The sequence below is a fragment of the Methanobacterium paludis genome (assembly GCF_000214725.1).
In the GTDB taxonomy this organism is placed as follows: domain Archaea; phylum Methanobacteriota; class Methanobacteria; order Methanobacteriales; family Methanobacteriaceae; genus Methanobacterium_C; species Methanobacterium_C paludis.
In genome coordinates, this window is sequence record NC_015574.1 from 1054352 (window position 1) to 1072470 (window position 18119).

Genomic DNA, 18119 nt, shown 5'->3' on the forward strand with positions numbered 1-18119 from the left:
TTAGCCTTTTATATAACTCTTTTTTGTCGTGAGTTTAACTACATAAAAAAAACAGGATTTTATATTATACAAAAAACAGGATATTAAATTCAGAAGGCTTAAAAAAGAAGAATTTAAATTTCATCAAAAATTTTGATTAAGTTTCCATTTATTTAATTAATTTTTAGGACTTTTTTTCTTATTAAGTAAAAAAAAGAACGGTTTATACTTTAATTTCTTAGTTTTTCAAAAAAAATAAAAAGTAAAGGTAAATTTTTTTCATTCTCTTTACCTTTCATTTCAAAGACTGTGTCTGTTTGAACTAAAACTCAACAGATGTACCTTTTGGTGTTTTTTTTTGAATATATTATTTGGTTACAGTCTTATCGTGCTGGTGGTTGGTAATGGTGGTGTTGGTTTCTTCTTATTACATAGTTTCTTGGATTATCTCCCTGTTCGTCATGATTTTCAGCTTTTAAAGTTATGGAACTTTATCGGCGAAAATCGTTGTTTCTGAAGTTCATTCTGAAGTTGTCCCTGTTTCTGAAGTTTATTCTAAAGTTGTCCCTGTGATGTCTGTTCATGAACCTGTGGTTGCAGCCGCAGTTCCAGTTCCACCATGGGTCTATTCTGCAACATCTTGAGTTTTTGAAGTCGTCTCGGTCTCTGCAGTTTACTCTAAATCTATCAGGATCTCTGAAGTTCATTCTGAAGTTGTCCCGGTGTCTGTTCATGAACCTGTGGTTGCAGCCGCAGTTCCAGTTCCACCATGGGTCGTTCCACACTCTGAAGTTGTTCCTATGATGTCTTTTCATGAATTTGTGGTTGCAGCCGCAGTTCCAGTTCCAGCGTGGGTCGTTCCACCATATATTGTTTCTGTGGTGTCTTTTTACGAATTTGTGGTTGCAGTTGCAGTTCCACCATGGGTCTATCCATTGCTGGTGATGTCTGTGTCTGTGTCTAAATTTCTGGTTGCAATTGCACCAAGGATCGTACCAGTTCCACCATGTAGATCCTCCGCAACATCTAAAGTTGTCGCGACCTCTGCAGTTTACTCTAAAATTACCAGGATCTCTGCAGTTTACTCTAAAGTCGTTTCTGCCATTTCGGCATATTCTGTTGTCATCTCGGCCTTTGTTGTCATCTCGGATTTTGCCATCTTCACGGTTTTGGATTTTGCCATCTTCACGGTTTTGGATTTTGCCATCTTCACGGTTTTGGATTCCGTTGTCTCCTTTGACACTTGTACCTATTTGACTTCCTGGTGCTAAACCAGATCCAGATCCACTTTTGCCTGAGGTTCCAGCTCCGACTGAGGTTCCAGCTCCGACTGAGGTTCCAGCTCCGACTGAGGTTCCAGCTCCGACTGAGGTTCCAGCTCCGACTGAGGTTCCAGCTCCGACTGAGGTTCCAGCTCCGACTGAGGTTCCAGCTCCGACTGAGGTTCCAGCTCCGACTGAGGTTCCAGATTCATGTCCACCGGAATTTGGTGCTGCAGATGCTGCTCCACAAAGTACCAATGCAAAAACAAAAGCTACGGTAAATATTGCGGCTCTCTTTTGCACATTCTTTCGCATTTTTTCACCTCTTTATTATTCATTTCAAAAGTATTAATTAAAAGTAGGAAAGTATGAGGTAGTTATCTTGAACGCCATTCCACAAATCCTGAAAAAGAAGTTTAACGGAATTATGTGGGAATTACAGGTTTTAGATAATGCCCTCAAAAATCCTACTTTGGTTGACACTTTTATCAACGTATTCATTATATTTATTTTAATTAATTTAATACTTTCTATTACAAAATAGTAAGAATATTCTCGAATTATATAATATTGTAAGGTATTTTCTTAAAATTTGTAGAATATTGTTCAATTTAATACTTGATGTTGCTTTTGCGTATCTCAAGTTAGGGATTTTTAGAATTTTGGATTAAAATCTGAGTGAATAACTTAAGAATTTTAGCCCATTTAAAAGTGGTATTCATGTTTTTAGCATTCATATATCTATTTTGTTGTAGGTTTATTCCATAAAAAACAAGATTTTTGTATTTTATCTGGAAAAGATGTATGGAATTCAGTTTTTATGTTTAAAAAGAAGGATTTAATTTCATCAAAATTTTTCTAAATTGTTTATAGTTATTCAATAAAAATATTCATAAAAAAAAGAAATGATTTATGCCTCAATCTTATTTCTTTAATTTCAAAAAAATAAAAAAATAGGAGGTTTACAGGCTTATTGCTCTGCTGTCGTTTTTGAATAGGGTGTTGTTTTTGTTTTTGGTGTCTTCAGACCAGTACTCCCTCGTCTTCGTTTGCGAATATGAAGCTGTTTTTGATTTCGGTGTCGTCAGATCCGTATACGCTTACTCCGTCATCTTCGTTTGCGAATATGAAGCTGTTTTTGATTTTGGTGTCGTCAGATCCGTATACGCTTACTCCGTCATTTTCGTTTGCGAATATGAAACAGTTTTCGATTTCAGTGTCGTCAGATCTGTATACACCTACTCCGTCATCTCCGTTTGCGAATATGAACTTTTCTTCAATTTCGGTGCCGTCAGTTCTGTATACACTTATTCCGTCATTTCTGTTTCCGAATATGAACTCCTTTCCGATTTGGTTGTCGTCAGATCTTACATTTACTTCATCATCTCCGTTTGCGAATATTAAGGCTTCAGATCCGTATATGCCTATTCCGTCATGGCCATTTGCGAATATGTTGTTAAGTAGAATTGCGTTGTCGTCAGATCCGTATAGGCTTATTCCGTTATCTTCGTTTGCGAATATGTTGTTAAGTAGAATTGCGTTGAAGTTGGATCCGTATAGGCTTATTCCGTTATCTTCGTTTGCGAATATGTTGTTAAGTAGAATTGCGTTGAAGTTGGATCCGTATAGGCTTATTCCGTTATCTTCGTTTGCGAATATGAAGTTGTCTGCAATTAGGTTGAAGTTGGATCCGTATAGGCTTATTCCGTCATCTTCGTTTGCGAATATGAAGTTGTCTTCGATGTTGGTGAAGGCAGAGTCTTCTAAACTTATTCCGTCATCTTCGTTTGCGAATATGAAGTTGTCTTCGATGTTGGTGAAGAGAGAGTCTTCTAAACTTATTCCGTCATCTTCGTTTGCGAATATGAAGTTGTCTTCGATGTTGGTGAAAGCTGAGTCTTCGACGTTTATTCCGTTGTCACCGTTTCCGATTACGTTGTTGTCTTCGATGTTGGTGAAGAGAGAGTCTTCGACGTTTATTCCGTTGTCACCGTTTCCGATTACGTTGTTGTCTTCGATGTTGGTGAAGAGAGAGTCTTCGACGTTTATTCCGTTATCTTCGTTTGCGAATATGAAGTTGTCTTCGATGTTGGTGAAGAGAGAGTCTTCGACGTTTATTCCGTTATCTTCGTTTGCGAATATGAAGTTGTCTTCGATGTTGGTGAAAGCTGAGTCTTCGACGTTTATTCCGTTGTCACCGTTTCCGATTACGTTGTTGTCTTCGATGTTGGTGAAGAGAGAGTCTTCGACGTTTATTCCGTTATCTTCGTTTGCGAATATGAAGTTGTCTTCTATTTCGGTGAAGGCTGAGTCTTCCACGTTTATTCCGTTGTCACCGTTTCCGATTACGGTGTTGTCTTCTATTTCGGTGAAGGCTGAGTCTTCCACGTTTATTCCGTTGTCACCGTTTCCGATTACGGTGTTGTCTTCTATTTCGGTGAAGGCTGAGTCTTCGACGTTTATTCCGTTATCTTCGTTTGCGAATATGAAGTTGTCTTCGATGTTGGTGAAAGCTGAGTCTTCGACGTTTATTCCGTTGTCACCGTTTCCGATTACGGTGTTGTCTTCGATGTTGGTGAAGAGAGAGTCTTCGACGTTTATTCCGTTATCTTCGTTTGCGATTACGGTGTTGTCTTCGATGTTGGTGAAAGCTGAGTCTTCGACGTTTATTCCATTGCCACTGTCACCGTTTGCGATTACGTTGTTGTCTTCGATGTTGGTGAATGTAGAGTCTTCGACGTTTATTCCGTTGTCACCGTTCCCTGTTACGGTGTTGTCTTCGATGTTGGTGTCTTCTGAGTCAGATACACTTATTCCATTATCGCCGTTTGCGAATATGGTGTTGTCTTCGATGTTGGTGTCTTCTGAGTCAGATACACTTATTCCATTATTGCCGTTTGCGAATATGAAGTTGTTTTCAATTTTGTTGTTGTCAGATCTGGATATGCCGTCAGATCTGGATGTAGATACATCTGTTGTTGGTGTGCTTGATGCAGCAGAACTTAAGGTCGAACTACCAGAATTAGTTGTAGTTGGGGTGTCTGCTGCTGATACTGCTCCACAAATTATCAGTGCAAAAGCAAACACTAACATTATGGTAGCAGCCTGCTTTCGCACGTTCTTTCGCATTTTTTCACCTCTTATCTACTTTATTTTTTATTTTCTCTTTGTTTCAAAAAGTATCAATAATAAGTAGGAAAGTATGATGAATTTATTTTTAAACCATTGTTCCACAAATTCTAAAAAGAAGTTTTAACGGAATTATGTGGGGATTGCAGGTTTCAAATCAATATTTCAAAAAATCCTACTTTAGTTGATGCTTTTATCAACGTAATAATTATATTTATTTTAATTAAATTAATACTTTCTATAACAAAATACTAAGAATATTTTCATATTATGCAATATTATAAGATATTTTCTTAAAATTTATAGAATATTGTTCAATTGAATAATTGATATTGCTTTTGCGTATACCAAGTTAAGGATTTTCAGAATTTTGGATTAAAATATGAGTGAATAACTTAAGAATTTTAGCCCATTTAAAAGAGGTATTGATGTTTTAGGCCTTTAATAAGGCGTTTTTAGTGGTGAGTTTAATACCATAAAAAGATTCTTTTACTAAACATTGATAGATGATAATATTGTTTTTTAAAAAAAAGAGATTAAATATCAAGTTAGTTTCCATTTTAGATATTTATTGATTAATTAAAGAGAAAAGTCTTTTTTAATATTTTAAAAAATAAAAAAATAAAAAAAAGGTTTAAATTTTTTACACTCGAAGAAACCATTGGATCCATTGGAAACTCCAACAGATACAACTTTTTTTATTTAAAGCTGCAGGTTACTGGGTGTATTTAGTGTCTGGTGTATTTGTCCTAACGGATTAATATTTATAAATCCGATCCCTGAAACTATTCTTGTCGAGTCTCTCTTACCTGAAGCCTATCCTATTGTTGAATCTGTTGAAATCGTTGAATCTGTTGAATCGGTGGAATCTGTTGAATCTAAAGTTGTTGCAGCCGCAGTTCCAGTTCATCCATGGGTCCCAGCTGTTCCAGTTCCAATATCCATCGTTCCAACCATCGTTGCAACAACATTTCTGGAAATGTGCACCTGGGCCACATCCACCTCTAGGAGCTGCTGATGCTGCTCCACAAATTACTAATGCAAAAACGAGAGTTAATGCAAATATTACAGCTCGGTTTTGCATATTCTTTTGCATTTTTTCACCTCTGTTTCAATTTATTTTTATCAATTAATAGGTGGGAAACTGAGGATCTATAACTTTATTTCCACAAAATCCTAAAAAAAAGTTTAATGGGTTTATGTGGAAATCACAGGTTTATACCAATTCCTCAAAAATCCCACTTTTGGTTGATACATCCAATCAACGTGTTATTATATATATTTCAATTAATTTAACATTTTCTACTACAAAAATATAGAAATATTTTTATATTATGTGATAATAGCTGATTTTTACTAAAAATTATACTTAACTGTTCAATTTTATAATGTGTATTGTTTATAAATGCAAACAGTTTTTAGAATTTTGGATTAAAATATGGGTGAAAGCTTAAGGATTTTAACCCATTTAAAAGTAGTATCTATATTTTTAGCATTTTATATGGGTTTTTTTATTGTGAGTTTAATTTTTAAGAGAGTTTCTATTATTTAAAACGTTTCTAGTTATTAAATAAAAAAAGAACGCTTTATAAATTCAGTTTCATTTATTTAATTTCAAAAAAATAAAAAAATAAAGGATTTAATTTTTTTTATTCCACTTTCCCTTTACTTTTTTAACAATTAAAGACGTGTCCGTTGATACTTACAAACTCAAAGATGTGCGTTTGGTTTTTTAAAAAATGCACTGGTTAAGTTTATCATGGGTACCAGTACCAGTTGTAGTAACGGTGGTTGTTGTGCCAGTACCAATATCTATACCAGTGGTGGTGTCTGTAGTGATGTTTGTGGAAGTAGTATTTAATGTAAGGAGGACAGTGCATATAGTAATGAGGATGGAAGTTGTTCATTTGATAGTTGTTCATTTGTTTATGGAACCCTGAGCCAGCAGTTGTGGGGGTGGCTGCCGATGCTGCTCCACAAAGAACTAATGCAAAAACGAACGTTAATATGAATATTACAGCTCGATTTTGCACATTTTTTTGCATTTTTTCACCTCGTTTCATCATTTATCAATTAATAAGTGGGAAAACTGAGGATCTATTCTAATCTTCTTTCCACAAAATCCTAAAAAAAAGTTTAATGGGTTTATGTGGAAATCACATGTTTATACCAATTCCTCAAAATCCCACTTTTGGTTGATACATCCAATCAACGTGTTATTATATAACTTTCAATTAATTTAACACTTTCTACTACAAAAATATAGAAATATTTTTAAATTATGCAATAATATGTGGTTTTTTATTAATATTAATATTAAACTGTTCAATTAGATTACTACTTTAGATGTTATAAGTAACAATTTTTAGAATTTTAGATTACAGAACAATTCAGTGATTTCAATCCATTTTAAAGCAGCATTCAAAGTTCTGGTTGAGCATACTACTTTATTTTCATTTGTAGATTAACCACAATATTTTTATATCATAATACATAACAATTGTTATATAACTAAATTGAGGGTAATTTTTGGATTAAACTTGGTAAAAAAGTATTAAAATAATTATAAGACCCTAACCAACAAAAAAAATTCAATATAATTTTAAGTATTTCAGGAGGAGTAATATGAAGTTTAACACCAAAACAATACATGCTGGACGGAAACCGTGTCAACTGACCGGTGCAATCTCAACACCAATCTACCAGACTTCCACGTTTGTATTTGACGATGTGGGAGAACCGGGAGAGTACGATTATTCAAGGACAAATAACCCAACAAGAAAGGCTCTTGAGGATACCCTGGCAGATCTTGAGGGAGGAGTGGCAGGATTTGCATTTCCAAGTGGTATGGCCGCTGTAACTACAGTGATACATCTTTTAAGTGCAGGAGACCATGTTGTATGTGCTGATGATACCTACGGAGGTACCCATAGACTTTTTTCAGACATCATGCCCAGGTTTGGCATTGAATTCAGCTTCATTCGTCTGGACGATGAAGCGAAGTTAAGAAATGCCATAAAACCAAACACAAAGATGATCTGGGTAGAAACCCCATCGAATCCACTTTTAAACATCACAGACCTCGATATGATTTCGAAAGTGGCCAAGGAACAGGACATACTTACGGTTGCCGATAACACCTTTGCAACTCCATACTTCCTTCGGCCAATTGAGCATGGCATTGACATAGTTCTGCACTCAACAACCAAGTACCTCAACGGCCACTGTGACGTCATAGGCGGTGGGGTTATAACCTCCACAAATAAACTTGCAGAAGATGTACACTTCCTATTGAACGGCATGGGAACAAATGCAGCACCATTTGACTCATGGTTGGTTCTTCGAGGTATTAAAACCCTCCCTCTCAGGATGGACAAGCATCAGGCTAACGCAATTGCAGTTGCAGAATATCTTAAAGGGCATTCTAAGGTGAAAGAAGTCTTCTATCCGGGTTTACCTGAACATCCGGGCCATGAATTAGCTGCAAAACAGATGGACGGTTTTGGAGGTGTAGTTTCATTTAAACTTAAATCAGAATCAGATGTTCCATCATTCTTACATGGACTTGATTTATTCCACCTTGCAGAGTCTCTTGGAGGTGCTGATTCTCTTGTGGAACATGCAGCAACCATGAGCCATGCGTCAATGGCAGAGGATGCTAGAAGAAAAGCAGGAATAACAGACGACCTCATAAGATTATCTATTGGTCTTGAGGATGCAGATGACCTTATTGAGGATCTTTCCAGAGGATTTGATAATGCAGGTAATATTAAGGGCTGAATTCAACCCCATTCTCCTATTTAAGGTGGTTAATGATCAAAACCTTTATATGTAACGATTGTTATATAACAATTGTTATTTAAAGTTTGGTGGATATATCCCTTACAATTAAGATTTTTAAAGCCTTTAAACTCTTTAACAATTAATGGGAGATTTGGTGGATTGAAAATAAGATTTTCGGAAGATGGTGTTAAGTATATTGAAATAGATACAATATCAGTCGAAAATCTATTAAAAAAACTTGTAATAAACCCTTTTGAAGTGGTTGTAACAAGAAATGGCTCAGTACTCCTCGAAGACGAAATATTAACAAACAATGACAGCATAAAAATTATCAAGGTTATCCACGGTGGTTAAAAACTCATAAGAATGTTGAAATCATAAGAATGTTGAAAAATTATGAAGTTCAAAACAACAATGGGATTTCAACACAATGTAAATTCTCAAATTTCAACAATTGATCAAAAACAATAAATTTGAGTTAACTTATGGTCAAAAATAGCAGATTGAAGTCAATTATTGATCAAGGTTGCATTTGATCAAAGACCTAAAAATTTAGATCATAAAATTTTGATAAATTTTTATCTTACCGTGATTTCAAGGCACATGAACTAAAATCCATGTGTCTGGCATGATCTTGAATTTAATGAATAAAGGGGAACTAAAAAAATGGATAAAAACAAACCCATAATTGTTAGATACGGTGAAATAGGCGTAAAAAGTCCTAAAGTAAGGAAAAGATTTGAAAGAAAACTTATATCCAATATAAAAACTTTAATTGATGGTAAGATAGTTTTAGAACAGGGTAGGATATTTCTTTTCCCTGAAAATTATGAAGAAGCTTTGGAATCTCTTAAAAAAATATGTGGCGTAGTTTCATTCAGCCCCACAGTTTCAACAGAGACAAATTACGATTCTATAAAGGCCACGGTTCAGGATTACATAAAAGATCTGATTGAAAAAGGTCAGTTCTCAATTGAAAAATCTTTTGCAGTTAAATGCAGAAGAGTGGGAACTCATGACTTCTCAAGCAGGGAAATGGCAGGATTTTGTGGTGCTGCAGTGGTTGACTTAACTGGTGCACCTGTGGACCTATCCAATCCTGATTTCAGATTGTTCGTTGAGGTCAGGGATGATAAAACTTACCTGTACCATGAGAAAATTGATGGAGTTGGAGGCCTTCCAATAGGTACACAGGGTAGGTTGATTGCACTGGTATCTGGAGGTATAGACTCACCTGTTGCATCTTACCTGATGATGAAAAGGGGATGCGATCTCACAATTCTCAACTTCAACAACTGTCCCTACACTTCAGGGTCAAGTGAAAAAGTTGTTAAAATTTACGAAAAGCTCAAAGAATATTCTGCAGGCTCTGATTTAAGACTTTATCAGGTAAACTATGGTGATTTCCTTAAAAAATGTAAAGATGAGGCACCTGAAAGGATGACATGTGTTCTATGTAAGAGTGGAATGTACCAGATTGCAGAGAAGCTTGCAAAACGTGAAAATGCCCTTGCAATTGTTGATGGAAGCAGTGTGGGACAGGTTGCATCACAGACACTTCCAAACATACTGGCAACAAGATATTCAACTTCAATACCAGTTTTAAGTCCATTAATCGGCCTTGACAAACTTGAAATTGCTGAAATAGGAAAAAAAATTGGAACCTATGATATCTCCATACTTCCAGACAGTGGATGTAAAGCAGCTCCAAAACATCCTGAAACCAATGCTGTACTTGAAAAGGTCCTTGAGGTTAAAAAGGCCATTAACATGGACGAAGAAACCGAAAAAGTATTTTCATCACTTCATGAAATCGATTTGGATAGTGAATAATACTATTTAAATCTTTTAATACTGAAGATACTCCTGATAAACGATGATACAATTAAATAGAACATGTCCTGAGGCCTAATATATCTAAATTTCCATAGCATCTAAATTCAGTGCATTCTAAAGCTTATTTATTACTAAAAAAAGGAGGAAAAAAAATGGCAATATTTTCAAAAGTATCAGAAAAAGATGTGACAAAAGCAATAGTATCAGGATTTGCAGAGGAATTCCTGGATTACGTGGAAAGCGATGTGATCATAATAGGTGCAGGACCAAGCGGACTTATAGCAGCCAAAAGACTTGCAGAAAACGGAGTTAAAACACTCTTAGTGGAGAGCAACAACTACCTTGGAGGAGGATTCTGGATAGGAGGATACCTCATGAACAAGTTAACAGTGAGGGAACCCGGTCAGAGAATCCTTGACGAAGTAGGTGCACCATACGAGAAAGTTCAGGACGGACTTTACAGGGCTGCCGGTCCACATGCATGTTCAAAATTAATAGCAGCTACAATGGATGCTGGTGCAAAAGTATTGAACATGACTAAGTTCGACGACGTTGTTGTGAGGGATGGAAAAGTAGCAGGTGTTGTTATAAACTGGACACCAGTATCAGCACTTCCAAGGGCAATAACATGTGTTGACCCGGTTTCAATCGAATCTAAAATTGTTATAGATGCAACAGGCCACGATGCAGTGGTTGTAAAATCATTAGAACAGCGCGGACTCGTTAAAACAGAAGGATTTGAGGGAATGTGGGTTGAAAAATCAGAAGACGCAGTAGTTGAAAACACCCAGGAAGTTTACCCGGGAGTATTTGTAACAGGAATGGCAGTTGCAACCACCTACGGAACCCCAAGGATGGGTCCAACCTTTGGAGGAATGCTTCTCTCCGGAGAAAAAGCAGCAGAAATAATCATAAAACAATTAAAACCAGAATTATCAACTGAGAAAACCGAAGCTGGACAGGTAAAAAGGTCAAAATAAAAAAAATATCATTGATCAAATAGACTCAAATAAATTCCAAGATAAAATAAGATACAATACAATGATAGTGATTTTCAATGGCTTTAAACTCTAAAAACTCATCTGGTGGGATAATAGCAGTTTCCACAAGTCATAAGAAGGGTACAAAAAAGAAAAATATCGAACAGGGTCTTTTAATGGAAAACTACGGACTTTCAGGTGATGCACACAGCAGTAGTGAAACACACAGACAGATAAGTCTGCTGGCAATAGAGAGCATCAAAAAGATGCAAAATCTTGGGCTGGACGTTAATCCTGGAGATTTCGCAGAAAACATAACAACCAATGGGATAGAACTCAAGACTCTACCCATTGGAACCAAGTTATCTGCAGGTGTTGGAATCCTTGAAGTGACTCAGATCGGTAAAGAATGCCATAATCACTGCGAAATCGGCAGACAAGTAGGAGACTGTATAATGCCCAAGGAAGGCATCTTCTGCAGGGTAATAACAGGCGGCAAAGTAAAGGTTGGAGATGAGATAAAAATTATTTGATCTAATAATTGTTGATCTTAAATATTTAATTAAAATTTTATCCCTTCTTTTTTTGTCCTTTCATTATTTAATAGATAAAACTGCTTTTTCTCTAAAAATAAAGTTAAAGCTACCAATTTAATATCTATAAATTAATTTAATAAAGGTTAACTAAAAAAATTCTAAAATAAAGTTAATCTTAAAAACACTACTAAAATAACGGCTTAAATTTAAATAACAGATTAAAATTTAAAAATAACGTATTAAATCTTATAAAATTGAAAAATAATTAAAAAATAAACTAAAAAACAGGAGAAATGATATATGTTGCATGGTACTGAGGTTTTGAAGAAGGGTTTTGCTAGTATGACTAAGGGTGGGGTTATTATGGATGTTGTGAATGCTGATCAGGCGGCTGTTGCTGAGGAGGCGGGTGCTGTTTCTGTTATGGCTTTGGAGCGTGTGCCTGCTGATATTCGGGCTGCTGGTGGTGTGGCTCGTATGGCGGATCCGTCTAAGGTTTTGGAGATTATGGATGCGGTGTCTATTCCGGTTATGGCTAAGGTTCGTATTGGTCATTTTGTTGAGGCTCAGGTTATTCAGTCTCTTGGTGTTGATATGATTGATGAGAGTGAGGTGCTTACACCTGCCGATGAGAAATATCATATTGATAAGAAGCAATTCATCATACCTTTTGTGTGTGGTGCACGTAACTTGGGTGAAGCTTTGAGGAGGATTAATGAAGGTGCTGCTATGATCCGTACTAAAGGTGAAGCTGGAACAGGAAATGTTGTAGAAGCTGTACGGCATATGCGTGTGATCCAGAGCACCATCCGTGAACTCAAAGACAAAACCGAGGAAGAATTATGGGCTGTGGCTCGTGAAGAAGAAGCAACACTAGAACTCGTCAAAGAAACAGCAAAACAAGGAAGGTTACCAGTTGTGAACTTCGCAGCCGGCGGTGTGGCCACACCAGCAGATGCAGCACTCATGATGCAATTAGGTGCTGATGGTGTTTTTGTTGGAAGTGGAATATTCAAATCAGAAAACCCTGAACTCGTTGCAAAAGCAATAGTACAAGCCACAACCCACTACACAGACGCCGAGCTCCTCGCTAAGGTTTCCACCAACCTTGGAGAAGCCATGCCTGGTTTGGAGATAAGTGAAATACCAGAAAACGAAAGACTACAAGAAAGAGGATGGTAAAAACAATTAAATCCTCTTAAATTATTATTTTAAACTTAAATTATTTTTAAAGCTTTAAATATTTTTTTTACGTCTAATCTGATTTTTATAGGATGTTTTAATCCATTTATAGATGTTTTAATCCATATATGGTGGTGTTTAACATGTTATTTTTCAAATGTTTCCACAGCTTCTTTTAAAAATTCTTTAATTGGAAGATGCTGTGTACATTTCTCTCCACATTCTCCACATTCTGTGCAGTATCCAGCGCTCATTTTACGACCTGAAAGATGGAAATAGTTTTCTGCAGGTTTATCAATATGCCTGTACATGTACACATCATTTAAAAGGCTCAGATTCAATGGAATGTTCACGTTTGAAGGGCAAGGCATACAGTAATTACAGCTTGTGCAACTGATATGAACCCGTTCTTTGTAAGCATCCCTAACTTTATGGATCAGATCCTTTTCAGATTCTCTCAGCGTATCTGGATAACCTTCCTTTGAGATTTCAAGATTTTCTCGAACTTGCTCCATGTTGCTCATGCCACTTAAAACCACATCAACTTCGGGTTTGTCCCAGAGGAATCGCAGTGCCCATTCAGCAGGACTTCTTTTAACTTCGGCTTCATTCCATATGGCCTGTATATCATCTGGAATGTTTTTTGTTAAACATCCACCTCTCAGGGGTTCCATGATAATGGTTCCAAGTCCTTTATCATTAACATATTTTAGCCCGGCTTTTCCTGCCTGGAATTCCTCATCCATGTAGTTGTACTGAATCTGGCAAAAACTCCAGTTGTAAGAATTCACAACTTCTCTGAAAACTTTAAACTCATCATGAAATGAAAACCCCGCATATTTTATCCTGCCGTCTTCAATTGCAGAGTCCAAAAACTCAAACACATCGAATTCCTTTAGAATTTCCCAGAACCTTTGATTAATGCCGTGTAAAAGATAAAAATCTATATGATCTGTCTGCAGCCTCTGAAGCTGTTCGTTTAAATAGCGATCCATATCTTCCCTGCTTTGAACAAGCCAGATAGGTAGTTTGGTAGCCAAGTTCACCTTTTCCCTGTAACCATTCTTTAAAGCATTTCCAATGAATATTTCGCTCATCCCACCTTCTGTTGGAGAAGCGGCATGATATGGATAAGCAGTGTCAATGTAGTTCACGCCATGGTCTATTGCGTGGTGAAGCATCTCTGTTGCGAGGGGTTCATCTATCCGGTCATGACTTCCATCCAGCGTAGGGAGCCTCATACAACCGAATCCAAGTATTGATACTTTTTCGCCTGTCTTTCCAAGTTTTCTGTACAACATCTTTAATTTCTCCTTATATTGTATACAATTAATTAACGATGTTTAAAGGTTTTATACACTTATTGAATAATGTTTAGTTAGATTTTTATGAATGCTATTAACTTATTGAAGGATGTTAGTCAATTATATCTCCATATCTATCGGAAGATATTTTATTGAACGATATTTATAAATTTATCGGTAATCCGATATTATTTTGATTGATTGTTTTGAATACGTTCATGAATTGTTATTGATCCACAATAAAAATTAAAAAAAATAAAAGATTTTTTGGGCTTAAACACGGATTTTCAGTGTAAACTGTCTTTGTTTAAGATTGAGAGTATCCCACTGGAAAAATATATATAGGTTTTTCATTGATGGGCAAGTGTAAAAGCCCTACCATCTGATTCTCATCGAAAGATCCCAGGGCCACTGTAACTAAACCAAGACTCTCTGCTTGGAGATAAATATTCTCTCCCACGTGGCCTGCCTCCAGATTGACAAATCTTGTGCATAAATCCTTATCTTTATATTTATCAAGCATTTTCTGATAATTTCCGGTTATAATGATGTTTATGGGAGCTTGTTTTACCCAGGGCTGCCCATCGGCAACTACAGAAAGGTTGTTCCTTATATCACTATCAAGAAGTTTCTCCAAAGTATTGTTTTGAGGAACGTAATGGTACAATCCTTCTTGAAGCCCGGATACACTGCCTGTGCCTACTACAACATAGACCTCTAACGGATAGACCTGTCCCGCTGAGGGAGCTGCCCTTAAGTTTTTTTCAGAATCTGTAATACCCTGAGCTGCCCATAAAAGCTGTGAAACATCTTCCAAAGTGAGAAATTCGTTGGAATATTTCCTTACAGAGCGTCTGTTTGCAATTGCTTGTTCCACCGAAAGGTTGCCTGTTAATTGAGGGGATGGAAGTTGTGTGATGCTGATAACATTTAGGGAGGTCACTGATTCCTGGGAAGATAAATAATCTGCGCTCACAACAACAATAAAAGCTATACTAAGAATGATCAACACTGCTAACTTCTTTTTTTCCACATTACCATCCTCTAAATGTAAATGTTATCATTTTATACTCTAATCAGTTGATATTCTATAATCTTTGCTAATATTTAATTATGATGAATCTCATTATAATCCAAACTAATGGTTGAAGATACAATCTCTACCTTTCATTCAATATCTTATGGAGTCATCTTGTTCTTTATGGAATTTAGGTTGTATTACCACACAATCATAAAAGTTGATATTTGGATTCACAGAAAAAAGGAAATTGTTCTAAACTGGAAAAGATCAAAAATTTATATATTGATCTAAAAACAACGCTAAAATAATGTCATATGATCTCATATTAATTGCAGTACCGCTCATAGTTGCATACATTTTGAGCTATGCTCTTTACAGAAAAAATGTGATAAATAAAGATTTCCATGCTAAAATATGGAATATTCTAATTTTCCTCAGTTTTCTGGTCTCAGTGGGTATGGGGATTATAATGACGGTCTTTATGAACTTTGGGCTGACAGTTCCTTCGAGTTTTGATCTTAACTACTGGCATGGAGAAGTGGGTATAGCCTTCTTTGTAATTCTGCTTTTCCATTTACACTGGAACTGGAGTTCATTTAAACGATATTTTAAATAAATTAGTAAGATGTGTTAAGAAATAAGATGGTGGAGAACAAAGCATGCTTGAGCAATATTACTTACTTCCAATTGTACTTCTTCTAACAATTCTTTATCTTTCAAGCTACTTTCTTTATACCGATGGAAACCTGAAAAAACGTACTTACAAGTTGATCTGGGATGTCTTACTTATTGCCAGTTCCATGGTGGTTGGGATCACAGGATTAGCAATGGTAATATTCATCAATTTGAACATGCTCCCCATAGACACGAATCTCCTTTTCTGGCATGTAGAAGCAGGTATTGTAACAGCAGTTACCGGAGTTTTTCACATCCACATATACTGGAAATCCTTTAAAAAAATTTTTAAGTAGTTTTTTGGAATTTTATCTATTCAAAAATGGGTTACAGTTTAAAATTAGTGTTAACTATTTTATAACTCGTTTTACAGGTTTTAAGATAAGTTTTAAAGTTAGAATAGATTTTACAAGTTTCATGATAAATTTTAAAGTTTTTAGAAAGATTTCACATGTTTTAGGTTAGTTTTACAGGTTATTTACAAGTTTTAATTTTGTGTTACAGAGTTTAGACATATTACGAGTGGATTAATGAAAACTGAGATTATCTTAATAAAGAAAACATTATTTTTTTAAATTTTTAGTTGCAAAACGGCTTAATTTTGAACATTTTCGTTATTGTGGCGCTGCAATTAATTAAATACTATATAACCATTTCGGTCGCACTTAAATAGTAAATATTAAGTTAATGTTTAAATGACATAACATTGGTATTTAAAATTGGAGGGTACCAAGGAAATTTTCTTTAACAAACAATTTAGAATTTTTTTTCTAGGAGGTTATTCAGGATGTCAAATAATATATCAAGAAATAAAATTTTACTGGGAGTGGGAGTTTTAATTGTAATTCTAGTTGTAATTTTTGCTTTTTTCGCTTTCGCCAAGGTAGATGCCGCAGTGACTGTTAACTCTGCATTTTGTGTTAATCAGATCATTGATAAGCAACCAGCCAACGGCAAGTTCCTTATTATGAATGTTACGGTGAAAAACAATGGAAAGGATCCATTAACAGTTTCCACAGACCAGTTTGCTCCAATGGCAAATGGTAAACCAATTACGAAATATTCTTTATTCTCTGGACAAGGCACTGACCTTCAAAAACAGGTAACAATACCTGGAGGGGCAAGTAAAGATATTACCGTTGTTTTTGACATTGGGAACCAGACACCGGATTCACTTGAATTCTTTGGCCCAATATCATGGGCTCCAACCTACAAAAATACCAGTAAAATCGCAGAGGTGTCACCTACTGCAATGTTCGAAGGCCAGAACGGTACAGGTGCAATGACTATGAAAATGAACGCATCTATTAGTAACATGAAGATAACAATGGAAATGAACTCTACAGATAACAGTACCGTCCAAAAAACAGATGACCCTAACAAAATGAAAACAATAACAACTACAAATGATGCTACAAGTACAAATGTTGCTGGACAGCAAAATAATCAGAACAACACCGATACTGTGACCAGTATAACAGATATTACAACAGGACTGGATGAAGATGGAAGCCCAGATATTCTACCTAAAAACATAACAAAACCTGGAGACTCACTTGCCACTTCAAATGGAACTTTTACACTAAAAGACTCCGAAACAATAGATGTTATGGGTAAAAAAATTGAATGCTGGGCACTAACGGGACAGTTTGAATCTTCGGGTCTAAAACTCAATGCAACAATGTACTTTGACAAAACTACAAGAACTGTAGTAAAAGCAGCAATTCCTGAACAGTCTTTAACTGTATCATCGATACCATTCACAGTAAAAGGTGAAGCAGATATTACAAGCACCAACATGCCCTTAATAGGAGTAGCATAGTTAAAAGGAGGTAAATGAAACAAAATGTTCATTAGAAATGGAAAAGGGAGGTAAAGGAAGTTACACAGCCTTGTGTGAATATGGGCATGAGAGAGCTAAAATTTTAGCTGTGCCTTCCTTTTAAAATGTGCAGAGCCATTAAATGACTCTGCAAAAATACACCAGCACCAATAATATGGTGAAATTTAATTTGGTTGGGAAGTTTTAAAATGTTACAACTTCCTGCTTTCCAAACTTTGATTCTCATTTTTATGTCAAATGAATTTTTTAATTTCTGTATTAAATTGAATTTTCTAGTTCATCTTCTAAATTATTCACACTTCTTAATAAGAAAGTCATACTATAAAAGGTTTGCGGACATGAACCACTATTCAACCCAATCGCAAACTCAAGCACCATGACGTAAGGCAGCAGTCCTCAATAACTTTTTTAAGAGTTTCTTCTTAATATCTGGCCATTTATTTATTGATCTTAAGGAAATCCATGTAAATATCACTAGTTTTATTAAGGGTTTTAACGCACAATTATCAATAAAGAAGATATTATAGAGGTTATGGGATGATACTATAACTGCCTATATATTTAAGAGAAGAAGAGGACATTTGTATTG

At 35.7% G+C, this 18119-nt stretch carries 15 protein-coding genes; 9 read left to right on the forward strand and 6 right to left on the reverse strand.

What is annotated here, in order from left to right; all coding sequences use genetic code 11:
- Positions 1–470: 470 nt before the first annotated feature.
- The 4 genes from MSWAN_RS12730 to MSWAN_RS12610 all read right to left on the reverse strand — a co-directional run bounded on the left by MSWAN_RS12730 (position 471) and on the right by MSWAN_RS12610 (position 6415).
- On the reverse strand, positions 471–1556 hold the full coding sequence (locus MSWAN_RS12730; protein WP_052296843.1) for a hypothetical protein: 1086 nt from the start codon (positions 1554–1556) through the stop codon (positions 471–473).
- Between the two features lie 708 nt (positions 1557–2264).
- The gene (locus MSWAN_RS04840; protein ID WP_013825494.1) at positions 2265–4370 is read right to left on the reverse strand and encodes a right-handed parallel beta-helix repeat-containing protein; all 2106 of its coding nucleotides are present in this window, start codon (positions 4368–4370) and stop codon (positions 2265–2267) included.
- Between the two features lie 805 nt (positions 4371–5175).
- Positions 5176–5466, reverse strand: a complete 291-nt coding sequence (locus tag MSWAN_RS04845) for a hypothetical protein (protein ID WP_013825495.1) — start codon at positions 5464–5466, stop codon at positions 5176–5178.
- Between the two features lie 661 nt (positions 5467–6127).
- A complete protein-coding gene (locus MSWAN_RS12610) occupies positions 6128–6415 on the reverse strand; it encodes a hypothetical protein (RefSeq protein ID WP_013825496.1) in 288 nt (95 codons plus the stop codon).
- 580 nt (positions 6416–6995) lie between these two features.
- Between MSWAN_RS12610 and MSWAN_RS04855 the strand changes: the two genes are divergently transcribed.
- The 6 genes from MSWAN_RS04855 (at position 6996) to pdxS (ending at position 12687) form a co-directional block, all read left to right on the forward strand.
- Positions 6996–8150 (forward strand): trans-sulfuration enzyme family protein, encoded by a 1155-nt coding sequence (locus tag MSWAN_RS04855; protein ID WP_013825497.1) that lies wholly within the window; start codon positions 6996–6998, stop codon positions 8148–8150.
- A gap of 162 nt (positions 8151–8312) precedes the next feature.
- A complete protein-coding gene (locus tag MSWAN_RS04860; protein WP_013825498.1) occupies positions 8313–8507 on the forward strand; it encodes a MoaD/ThiS family protein in 195 nt (64 codons plus the stop codon).
- 312 nt (positions 8508–8819) lie between these two features.
- Positions 8820–9986, forward strand: a complete 1167-nt coding sequence (thiI, locus tag MSWAN_RS04865) for a tRNA uracil 4-sulfurtransferase ThiI (RefSeq protein ID WP_013825499.1) — start codon at positions 8820–8822, stop codon at positions 9984–9986.
- A 155-nt stretch (positions 9987–10141) separates the two neighbouring features.
- Positions 10142–10969: a sulfide-dependent adenosine diphosphate thiazole synthase gene (locus tag MSWAN_RS04870; RefSeq protein ID WP_013825500.1), complete on the forward strand. Its 828-nt coding sequence runs from the start codon at positions 10142–10144 to the stop codon at positions 10967–10969.
- A gap of 77 nt (positions 10970–11046) precedes the next feature.
- Positions 11047–11502 (forward strand): MOSC domain-containing protein, encoded by a 456-nt coding sequence (locus tag MSWAN_RS04875; protein ID WP_013825501.1) that lies wholly within the window; start codon positions 11047–11049, stop codon positions 11500–11502.
- A 303-nt stretch (positions 11503–11805) separates the two neighbouring features.
- Entirely contained in the window at positions 11806–12687 is an 882-nt protein-coding gene (pdxS, locus tag MSWAN_RS04880; RefSeq protein WP_013825502.1) for a pyridoxal 5'-phosphate synthase lyase subunit PdxS, read from the forward strand.
- Positions 12688–12833: 146 nt separating this feature from the next.
- Here pdxS and MSWAN_RS04885 read toward each other — a convergent pair whose 3' ends face one another.
- Together MSWAN_RS04885 and MSWAN_RS04890 are read right to left on the reverse strand one after the other, a co-directional pair.
- Positions 12834–13988 (reverse strand): aldo/keto reductase, encoded by a 1155-nt coding sequence (locus tag MSWAN_RS04885; RefSeq protein ID WP_013825503.1) that lies wholly within the window; start codon positions 13986–13988, stop codon positions 12834–12836.
- A gap of 310 nt (positions 13989–14298) precedes the next feature.
- Positions 14299–15024, reverse strand: coding sequence for a SagB/ThcOx family dehydrogenase (locus MSWAN_RS04890; protein ID WP_013825504.1), 726 nt, complete (start codon positions 15022–15024; stop codon positions 14299–14301).
- Between the two features lie 295 nt (positions 15025–15319).
- On the opposite strand from MSWAN_RS04890, the gene MSWAN_RS04895 reads away from it, so the two are divergent.
- From MSWAN_RS04895 to MSWAN_RS04905, 3 genes are all read left to right on the forward strand, one after another.
- The gene (locus MSWAN_RS04895; protein ID WP_013825505.1) at positions 15320–15628 is read left to right on the forward strand and encodes a hypothetical protein; all 309 of its coding nucleotides are present in this window, start codon (positions 15320–15322) and stop codon (positions 15626–15628) included.
- A 43-nt stretch (positions 15629–15671) separates the two neighbouring features.
- A complete protein-coding gene (locus MSWAN_RS04900) occupies positions 15672–15983 on the forward strand; it encodes a hypothetical protein (protein WP_013825506.1) in 312 nt (103 codons plus the stop codon).
- A gap of 491 nt (positions 15984–16474) precedes the next feature.
- The gene (locus MSWAN_RS04905) at positions 16475–17509 is read left to right on the forward strand and encodes a DUF4352 domain-containing protein (protein WP_013825507.1); all 1035 of its coding nucleotides are present in this window, start codon (positions 16475–16477) and stop codon (positions 17507–17509) included.
- Positions 17510–18119: the final 610 nt, after the last annotated feature.